The 9,823-nt window shown below is 72.1% G+C and carries 7 protein-coding genes; 5 read left to right on the plus strand and 2 right to left on the minus strand.

Annotation, left to right across the window (positions count from 1 at the left end; genetic code table 11):
- Positions 1-61: 61 nt before the first annotated feature.
- The 5 genes from ACWEPL_RS35360 to ACWEPL_RS35380 are packed head-to-tail and all read left to right on the plus strand — an operon-like array spanning position 62 to position 7,857.
- The gene (locus ACWEPL_RS35360; RefSeq protein WP_452438772.1) at positions 62-1,369 is read left to right on the plus strand and encodes an extracellular solute-binding protein; all 1,308 of its coding nucleotides are present in this window, start codon (positions 62-64) and stop codon (positions 1,367-1,369) included.
- The gene (locus ACWEPL_RS35365) at positions 1,366-2,277 is read left to right on the plus strand and encodes a carbohydrate ABC transporter permease (RefSeq protein ID WP_319707232.1); all 912 of its coding nucleotides are present in this window, start codon (positions 1,366-1,368) and stop codon (positions 2,275-2,277) included. The genes ACWEPL_RS35360 and ACWEPL_RS35365 overlap by 4 nt, the downstream gene beginning before the upstream one ends.
- A complete protein-coding gene (locus ACWEPL_RS35370) occupies positions 2,274-3,086 on the plus strand; it encodes a carbohydrate ABC transporter permease (RefSeq protein WP_350727693.1) in 813 nt (270 codons plus the stop codon). The genes ACWEPL_RS35365 and ACWEPL_RS35370 overlap by 4 nt, the downstream gene beginning before the upstream one ends.
- The gene (locus ACWEPL_RS35375) at positions 3,083-6,490 is read left to right on the plus strand and encodes a hypothetical protein (RefSeq protein ID WP_452438773.1); all 3,408 of its coding nucleotides are present in this window, start codon (positions 3,083-3,085) and stop codon (positions 6,488-6,490) included. Before ACWEPL_RS35370 ends, ACWEPL_RS35375 begins: the two co-directional genes overlap by 4 nt.
- A 47-nt stretch (positions 6,491-6,537) precedes the next feature.
- Positions 6,538-7,857, plus strand: coding sequence for a hypothetical protein (locus ACWEPL_RS35380; RefSeq protein WP_452438774.1), 1,320 nt, complete (start codon positions 6,538-6,540; stop codon positions 7,855-7,857).
- On the opposite strand, the gene ACWEPL_RS35385 is transcribed toward ACWEPL_RS35380, so the two are convergent.
- Positions 7,830-8,078, minus strand: coding sequence for a hypothetical protein (locus ACWEPL_RS35385; protein ID WP_452438775.1), 249 nt, complete (start codon positions 8,076-8,078; stop codon positions 7,830-7,832). The two genes, ACWEPL_RS35380 and ACWEPL_RS35385, sit on opposite strands and share 28 nt — an antisense overlap.
- A 125-nt stretch (positions 8,079-8,203) precedes the next feature.
- Positions 8,204-9,724 carry an FkbM family methyltransferase gene (locus tag ACWEPL_RS35390; RefSeq protein WP_452438776.1) on the minus strand — a complete coding sequence of 507 codons (1,521 nt, stop codon included), beginning with the start codon at positions 9,722-9,724 and terminating at the stop codon, positions 8,204-8,206.
- Between the last annotated feature and the right edge of the window lie 99 nt (positions 9,725-9,823).

The following is a 9,823-nucleotide window of genomic DNA, read 5'->3' on the forward strand; positions in this document are numbered from 1 at the left end:
AACAGGCCCGTCATTAAAACGTTCGTATCGGCTCCCCCAGCGCCGGGCGAGGAGACATGACATGACCGATCTGCGTGACGCCCGACTGAGCCGGGTCCAGTTCTTCCGCATGATGGGTGGCCTCGCCGTGGCCGCGGCCGCCACCGCCTGCTCGACCAAGCCCGAGACCACCGCCACCACGGGCGGAGGGACCGCCGCCGCCGGGGTCGACCTGAAGTTCCTCGGCGTGGCCGACCAGAAGGCGCCGATGGACGCGCTGCTCGCCGCCTACCAGAAGGCGAAGCCGGAGGTGCGGCTCACCGCCTCCTTCGCCCCCACCGACCAGGTGCAGACCTCGGTCCGCACCCAGCTCGGCGCGGGCAACGCCCCCGACCTGCACGTGGTCTACCCGGGCAACGGCAGCGCGATGTCCATGAGCCAGATCGCCAAGGCCGGGCTGCTGGCCGACCTGTCCTCCCAGGCGTGGACGCAGACGATCCCCGCCGGGTTCAAGCCCGCCTTCCAGCTCGACGGCAAGACCTACATCTACTCCGCCGGCTCGTCGGTCATCGGCGCCGTCTACAACAAGAAGGCGTTCGAGAAGGCCGGCGTGGAAGCGCCGCCCACCACGTGGACGGAGTTCCTCGCGGTCTGCGACAAGCTGAAGAAGGCCGGCATCACGCCGATCGCGCTGGGCGCGCAGACGCCGTGGGTCACCCAGCTCATCACGTACGCGCTGGTGCCCTCCACCGTCTACGCCAAGGACCCGACGTTCGACGACAAGCAGCTCGCCGGGCAGACCTCCTTCGCCCAGTCGGGCTGGCGCCAGGCCATGGAGATGTACCTGGAGCTGCAGAAGCGCGGCTTCTTCAACGACAAGCCGAACGGCACCACGTTCGAGCAGCAGATCTCCATGGTGGCCACCGGCAAGGCCGGCATGGCGATCCAGGTGTCGGCCGTGCTGCCCGACTTCCGCAAGGCGGCCTCCTCGCCCGACGACCTGTCGATGTTCCCCGTGCCGGGCGCGGACGACGCCAGCCAGGTGTGGATCCCCGCCGGCGTGGTCGTCGGCCTCGGCGCCAGCGCCAAGGGCCAGCACGTCGAGGAGGCCAAGGCGTTCATCGACTTCCTCGGCAAGCAGGAGAGCATCAACGCCTGGGCCAAGGCCATCGCCGCCATCCCGCTCACCCAGGACTCCTCCTCGACCATCGACCCGGCCGTCCAGTCGTTCCTGCCGTTCACCAAGGACCGGGCGGTGCCGTTCATGGACCAGCGCTGGCCCAACGCCGAGGTGCAGCCGGTGCACTTCGCGGTGATCCAGGAGCTGCTGGCCGGCAAGTCGACCATCGACGAGGCGCTGAAGAAGATGGACGAGGCGTACAAGAAGTGACTTCCCTGACTGTCCAGCGGCGCTCGGCCGTCTCGCGGCGCAGGCGGCGCTTCAGCGCCGACTCGCCGTCCTGGCTGTTCGCCGCGCCCGCCCTCGTCGTCTACGCGCTGGTCGTGCTCTACCCGGCCGCGGCCGGCGTGGTGTACGCCTTCACGGACTGGAGCGGCATCGGCCAGGACATGTCCTTCGTCGGCCTGGCCAACTTCGGCGCGCTCCTGGGCGACGAGCAGGCCATGGGTTCGATCGGCAACACGCTGCTGCTCACCGTGGCCATCGTGGCCGTCCAGAACGGGGTCGGCCTGCTGCTGGCCCTGGGCGTCAACGCCAAGCTGAAGAGCCGGGCGCTCCTACGGGTGATCTTCTTCGCGCCCGTGGTCGTCAGCCCGGTCATGGTGGCGTTCCTGTGGAAGTACGTCTACAACCCCGACCCGTCGGCGGGCCTGAACGGGCTGCTCGGCCTGAGCGTGGACTGGCTGGGCGACCCGTCGGTGGCGCTGTGGTCGATCGCCGGCATGGTCGTGTGGCAGTACGCCGGATACTCCATGGTCATCTTCCTGGCCGGGCTCGAAGGCGTGCCGAAGGAGCTGCACGAGGCGGCCATGATCGACGGGGCGGGCACCTTCCAGCGCTTCCGCTACGTCACCTGGCCGCTGCTGGCCCCCGCCGTGACGATCAACCTCATGCTCTCCACGATCGGCGGGCTCAAGCTCTTCGACCAGATCTTCGCCGCCACCAACGGCGGCCCCGGCTACGCCACGGAGACCCTGTCCACGGTGCTCTACAAGCAGGCGTTCGTGTTCGGCAAGTTCGGCTACAGCACCGCGATCGCGCTGGTGCTCGCCCTGTTCGTGGCGGCCGTCTCCCTCGTCCAGGTCTACTACCTGCGCAACCGGGAGGTGTCCGCATGAGAAGGACGTTCCTGCTGGAGATCGTGATGATCGCGGCGGCGGTGGCGTTCCTGTTCCCCGTCTACACGCTGATCTCGCTGTCGCTGAAGGACCCGGCGCAGATCTCCCAGACGCCGCTGGCGCTGCCCGACCCGCCCACGCTGGACAACTTCGGCAAGGCGTGGTCGGCCGCCGCGCTCGGCCCGTCGCTGGTCAACAGCACGGTGATCACCGTGGCCAGCCTGGTCCTGCTGATCGCGCTCGGCTCGTTCGCCTCCTACTTCCTGGCCCGCGTGCACAGCAGGCTCGGCTACGGCCTGTACATCCTCTTCCTGCTGGGCATCGTGCTGCCGTTCCAGCTCGGCATGATCCCGCTCTACGAGCTGGTGACCGACCTGGGGCTGATCGGCACGCACGCCGGGATGATCCTCTTCTACACCGGCATCCAGCTGCCCTTCACGGTCTTCCTCTACACCGGCTTCATCCGCGCGCTGCCCCGCGAGTACGCCAGCGCCGCCCAGATCGACGGCGCCTCCCACCTGACGGCGTTCACCCGGGTGGTCTTCCCGCTGCTGCGGCCCATCACCGGCACCGTGCTGATCCTCAACGCCGTCTTCATCTGGAACGACTTCTTCACCCCGCTGCTCTACCTGGGCGGCTCCGGGTTCGAGACGGTCCCGGTCAGCGTCTTCGCCTTCGTCGGCCAGTACGTCTCCGACCACGGCCTGGTCTTCGCCGGGCTCGTCCTCGGGGCGCTGCCGATCGTGCTGGTCTTCCTGGTGCTGCAGCGTTACGTCATCAAGGGCTTCTCCAGCGGGCTCAAGGGATGACCGTCTTCGACGTGCTCCGCGAGCCGCCACGGGAGTTCTCCCCGGCGGCCATCTGGTGGTGGAGCGGCGAGCCGCTGCGCCGCGACCGGCTGCGCTGGCAGATGGAGCGGCTCGTCGCCGGGGGAGTGCGCAACCTCGTCATCCTCAACCTGGCGCCGTCGGGGCCGCTGTTCGGCTCCGACGCCGACGACCCGCCGTTCCTGTCGGAGGCGTGGTGGGAGCTGCTGGACGGCGTCTGCGCCGACGCCCGCGAGCTGGGCGCGTACCTGTGGTTCTACGACCAGCTCGGCTTCTCCGGCGCCGACCTCCAGGCCCGTCTCGTCCAGGAACGCCCGGAGTTCGCCGGGCAGTGGCTGGCCCTCGACGGGACGGTCTCGACGCGCGGCTTCGACTACCTGTCCCGCGAGGCGTGCGCGGTGCTGCTCGACCGGGTGCACGGCGAGTTCGAGCGGCGGGTCGGCCACTGGTTCGGCACGGTGATCGCCGGGTCGTTCCAGGACGAGCTGCCGACCGTGCCCACCTGGTCGGCGACGTTCGCCGAGGAGTACGCGGCCCGGCGCGGCCGGCCCTTCACCCTCGACGCGCCCGACTGGCACGCCTACCAGCAGACCCGGGCCGAACTGGCCGAGGAGGCGTTCTTCCGGCCGCTGGCCGCCTGGCACGAGCGCCACGGCCTGCTCAACGGCTGCGACCAGCAGGACCCGGCCCGCGCCGGGCATCCCGTGGACGGAGTCCGGCTCTACGCCGACTACGCGCGTACCCATCGCTGGTTCGGCGCGCCCGGCTCCGACCACCACGGCGACGCGCGCCTGCATTCCTCTCTCGCCCACCTGTACGGCCGGCCGCGCACCTGGATCGAGGCGTTCCACTCCAGCGGCTGGGGCGGCACCCTGGAGGAGACCTTCGACTGGCTGCTGCCCTGGTTGCGCGCCGGTGCCAACCTTTACAACCCGCACGCCGTCTACTACACGACCCGGCGCGGCTGGTGGGAGTGGGCGCCGCCGTCCACCGACTGGCGCCAACCCTACTGGCGGCACCACCGGGTCTTCGCGGACGCGGTGACCCGCCTGTGCGCGGCCCTGTCCCTGGGCCGCCACGCCTGCGACGTCGCGGTGCTCCTGCCCACCGCGACGTCGCAGGCCGGAACCCGGCTGGACGGCGTCGGCGCGCAGGCCGCGCGGGCGCAGGAGGTCTACCGGGAGCTCGTGGGCGACATGGCCTGGTTCGCGACCGTGCCGGGGGCGCTCGACCGGCTCGGCCTCGACGCCGACGTGATCGACGAGGACTCGGTGCGGCGCGCGGACGTGCGCGACGGGCGGCTGGCCGTCTCCACCGAGGCGTACCGGGCCGTCGTGCTGCCCGCCGTGACCGTGCTCGACGAGGACGTGGCCGCGCGGCTGAAGGAGTTCGCCGCAGACGGCGGGCTGCTGGTCGCGGTGGGGGCCGTCCCCGACGGGCTCCCGGAGGAATTGCCCGTCGTGTCCGTGGAGAGCGCCGAAGGGATCGGGGCGGCGCTGGCCGGGCTCGAACGGCGGGTCGAGGCGCCGGTGCCGCCGCTGGTACGCGAGATCGGCGAGACCACGCTGGTGTTCCTGACCGCCGCGTTCCCCATGGCCAGCAGGATCGGCGTGGGACGGCCCGAGGAGCGCGGCGTCGAACTGGGCTGGCTGGACGCCGCCATCGACTTCGACCCGTCCCGGTACGCCCGCGAGATGCGGGTGAAGGTGCGCGGCGTCTCCGGGACGCCGCTGCTGGCGAGCCCGTTCGGCGGGGAGCCCCGGGCGCTGCCGTGCACCACGGACGGGGACGCGCTGGAGGTCGTCGTGCCCTTCGACGACGGGCCCGCCGCGCTGCTGATCTTCGACGGGACCTCCCGGGTCCCGGAACCGCGCCCGAGCTTCCCGCATGAGATGGAGCTGGGCGAGGAGTGGGACGTCGAGCTCGTGCCGACGCTGGACGACACCTGGTCGGACTTCGGCAGCCGCGCCGTCGTCGAACGCTGGACGCTGCGCACGCCGGACGGCGAGCCGGTGCACGTCACGTTCGAGCCCAGGGGCGAGCAGCGGGTCGGTGCCGGGCCGTGGACGCCCTCGGTGTGGTCGCCGTCGCGCGGGCTGCGCAAGGACCCGATCCACCGGGAGACCCTCGGCCCCAAGGGGCACGTGCCCGTGGAGTTCCTGGCGTTCGGGACGGTCGGGGCGGGGGAGGAGGCTCGCTTCCGCAGCCTGCTCACCGTGCCCGCCGACATGCCCGAGGGCGGCCGGCTGGCGATCGGGGCGGGCGCGGCCAAGACCGCCTGGCTGGACGGCGAGGAGCTGCCGCTGGACGACTCCGGATACGCGGCGCTCTCGCGCGCGCCGCTCGCGCCCGGCACCTACCTCCTGGAGCTGCGGTTCGTCCCCGACGAGGAGCTCGACCTGCGGGCCTACGCCTGCCTGGTCGCCGACCCCCGCGACGCGGCCCTACCCGAGTGGATCGGCGGGGCCATGGAGACCACCGTGCACGTCGGCGCACCGCCGTACGAGCTGCTGCAGGTGGCCTCGACCGCGTACTGCCGGGTGCTGGTGAACGGGGCGGAAGCGGGCAGGCAGGGCGGGTTCGACCCGTACGAGGAGGCGGACATCCCCCGGGTGCGCCGCTACGACGTGTCCGGCCTGCTCCGGCCGGGCGGCAACACGATCAGCGTGGAGTCGGACGGCTGGGTGCTGGTGGACGGGCTCGCGGTCTCCGGTCCCGGCTGGCCGTCACGGCCCCGCGTACGGCGGCGCCAGCAGGGCGACCCCGCCGCGCTCCACCTGCGGCCCCGGCCGCATCCGCTGCCCGAGGCGGGCTGGCTCGACGGGCGCGCGAGCGCGCTGCCCGCCGGGTTCGCGGTCCCGGGCGGGCAGGTCCCGGGCGGGCAGGTCCCGGGCGGGCACCCCGGCCCCGGCCGCCTCCTGCTGGACCCGCCGCCCGGCGTGACCGGCATCGAGGTGGACGCGACGGGTCCCGTACGGATCCACGGAACGGAGCTGGAGGTCACCGGGTCGCTCACCGGCCCGGTCCGCTTCACCTGCGGACCCGGCCGGATGCGGCTCGGCGACTGGGAGGAACGCGGCCTGTCCGGCTACAGCGGCGGCGTCCGCTACCGCACCACGATCACCGCCGCCGCCGGGCCCGGTGCGCTCGACCTCGGCAGGGTGCGCGGCACGGCCGAGGTCACCGTGAACGGCCGGCCCTGCGGGATCCGGGTGTGCTCCCCCTACACCTTCGACGTCCGGCTGGACGAGGGCGAGAACACGATCGAGATCCTCGTCCTCGGCACCCTGGGGCCGTTCATGGACGAGGTCAGCCCCACCCACTTCGTCTTCCCCGGCCAGCGCAGCACCGGCCTGTTCGGCCCCGTCCGCCTGCGCACGGACTGACAGCGTTCTGTCAGCCTTTTGCCAGGCCGGCCGGGGACCGTGAGGTCATGGACATCCGACTCGGAGTGGTACGAGGCCTCCAGTACGGCCTCGTCGAAAAGCCCGACACGTTCGCCCCGCAGGCCAGGGAGCTGGGCGCCGGGCTGGTGCGCGTGTTCTTCTACTGGTCGCAGCTCGAACCCGAGCCCGGCCGCCACGACTGGTCGGCGGTGGACGCCGTGCTCGACCAGTTCGACGACGACACCGAGCTCTGGTTCACGCTCGGCGCGGCCTCGCCGTGGGGCTCGACCCGCTCCACCGACCTGCTGCCCGCCTCGCCGCCGCTCGACCCGGCCGCCTACGCGGCCACGCTGCGCGCCCTCGTGACGCACTGCCGGGGCCGCGTGCGCTACTGGCAGTGCGAGAACGAGCCCTGCATCCCTCTGTTCTGGGCCGGCACGGCCGCCGACTACGTGGCCCACCTCGCCACCTTCCACCAGGCGGTCAAGAGCGCCGACCCGGACGCCGCCGTGGTGCTGGGCGGCTGCCCGCCCGGCGTCTTCTCCGCCTCGGACGAGCCCGACGACGAACGGGACTTCTTCCTCCAGGTCATCGAGGAGGGCCGGGACGCCTACGACGTCTTCGACGTCCACCTGTATGGGGACCCGTACCTGATCCCCCGCGCGATCGAGGACGTGCGCGCGGCCGTGGGGGACAAGCCGATCGTGGCCGGCGAGTACAACGGGCCGCTGCCGACGCAGTACCCCGAGGTGTTCGCGCACCTGGCGGAGGTGATCGAGGCCGGGGGCATGCAGCCGTGGTACCGCCTGACCGTCGAGGACCTCCACGAGGAGCGGCTCACCACCGAACCGGTGCGCGCCGCCATGAAACGGCTCTACGACCGGATGGCGGAGCTGCCGCCCACGCTCCAGATGTTCATGACCGGCTGCCCGCCGGAGCTCGAGGCCGAGCGGCACCGGATCAACGCCGACGACATCGTCATCAGGAACATGCTGGCCCTGTCGTCCGGCCTCCGGCTGACCGTCTGCTGGCAGCTCGGCCCCGACATGCCGGCGCCGTCCGATCCGTACAACCTCCTCCAGCTGATGTTCAACAAATTCCAGCTCATGGCCTTCGAGGGCGGCACCATGTCCGTGCGGCATCCCGCCGCGGACGCGTTCGCCGAGCTGTCGTCGCGGCTGGCGGGCGCGACGGACGTGCGCCGCGTGGAGGTGCCGGAGCGCCCGGACGCCCACGTCTTCGAGCTGGTCGGCACGGGGGTGGAGGTGGCCTGGCTGCGCCCCTCGTCCCCCGAGCCGCCGACTCTGGTCCGGAACGGCACGGTCCTGGACGCCCGGCCTCAGTTCACGTACGCCCACAGGTCGTAGGTGGGATATTGCGGGTTCTGCGGCTGGGTGGTGCTGCACCACCAGGTGCCCCACCGGCCGTTCTGCTGGCCGGACTGGCCGAACGAGATGCAGATGTCGTAGGGCAGGCTGGAGTAGACCTTCTGCAGGGTCAGGTCGGCGTGCGCGGGCGCGGCCGCGGCCACGGCCGGGACGAGGGCGGTGGCCGCGAGCAGTGACAGGGCGGCGAGTCGGTGACGCACCAGGTCTCCCATCTCGAAGAGGGGTGGATCACGGTAAATTGCACGACGCGGCGATCCGCCGCCGCAACGGTGCCGCCCCCGCCCCCTTGGCGACCAGCGCGAACGCCGGTCGCGGCGTGAAATTTTCAACGGGCGTCCGGTGACCGCGCGCCGGTCCGCCCGGCGAACAGGTAGTTGCGCCGGTGCGTGCTCACCCGGTCCGCCCGGTTCCAGCGGCCCCGGTGCCAGATGTGCATCCGGTACCCGCGCGCGATCAGCGAGCCCGCCACCTCGGCGGAGTCCCTGCCGTACCTGCCGAGGTGGCGGTCCTCGATCTCCAGCAGCAGAGCGGGCCGGTGCTGCTCGATGGTCCGCTCCGCGCCCTTCAGCACCTCCGTCTCGCACCCCTCGACGTCCATCTTGATGAAGTCGACGCGGGGGATCTCCCGCAGCTCGCACACGCGGTCCACGGTGTACGCGGGGACCTCGAGCGTCCTGGTGGCGGCGAAGGGGCCGGGATGCTTCAGCCCTTCCTCCAGGTGCGCCCAGCCGTGGACGGGCAGGCCGAACCGGTACGGCAGCCGCAGCCGCCGGTATCCGGTGGACGAGCTCAGCGCGGCGTGCCGGGGAGGTTCGTTGTCCACGGCGAGCGACACCGCGTCCGCCTCGGCGCGGACGGACACGGTGGTCGTGGCTCCGGGCGCGTGCCGGACGACGTTGCTCAGCGCCTCCTGGACGATCCGGTAGACGGTGACGGACTCCACGGGAGAGAGCGACCGGGCAGGGCCGGAGACGGTGAGCTGGACGGGCACGCCCGCCCGGCGCACCGATTCGGCCAGTGCGCCGAGCTCCTCCAGCCCGGGCTGCGGCATGGTCCCCGGCCCGTCGTCCGAGCCCCGCAGCGCGCCGAGCAGGTGCCGCATGTCGCGCAGGGACTCGCGGGCGGCCGCGTTGATGGCCGCGAACTCCTCCGCGACCTCCTCGCTCACCCCGCCGCCGATCCGGTAGGGCGCGCTGGCGGCCTGTACGGCGATCACCGACATGTGGTGGGCCACCACGTCGTGCAGTTCCCTGGCGATCCGCGCCCGTTCCTCGAGGATCCGGCGCCGCCCCAGCTCGTCGGCGACGCGTAAGGTGGCCAGCCGCCTCATGCGCCTCGCGTGGCCGAGGACCACGGCCAGCAGCAGGGCCAGTGTCCAGGCCAGCAGCCCTCTGGACAGGCGGTCCGGCGCCATGTCCTGCGGCACGCTCATGGCGACCCCGGCCGCGAGCGTGACGGCGACGGCGACGATCGTCACGCGCCGGGCCGATGACAGCGCCAGCACGTACATGACGGGGAGCTGGGCCAGCGTCTGGTTGAGCAGCCACGGCTGCGGCACGACCGAGCTGCCCAGCGCCAGCCCGAGGCCGGTGAGCAGGGGCATGGCCACCACCATGGCCGACCAGGCGGGCAGCGGCCGGTACCACCCCATGAGCACGGGTCCGGCGAGCAGGACGGCGGCCGGGACGGAGAGCACCCCGAACCCGGCGCTCACGGCGTAGAACAGCAGGTTGAAGATCAGGACCGCCGCGGCCAGCGCGGCGAACGGCAGGCGGGGGAGCATCGGCCGGCCTGTGCCCGGCGCCGGAGGCACTCGGACGTACCACGCCTCTCGCAGCACCCCCATGAATCCCACCTTATGGGGCGCACTCGGCCATGACGAACCCGTCCTCGTCCTGGGCGTGGCCCGTCAGGTCCTGCAGGACCTGCTGGAACTCGCCGGCCC

The sequence above is a fragment of the Nonomuraea sp. NPDC004186 genome (genome assembly GCF_053603495.1).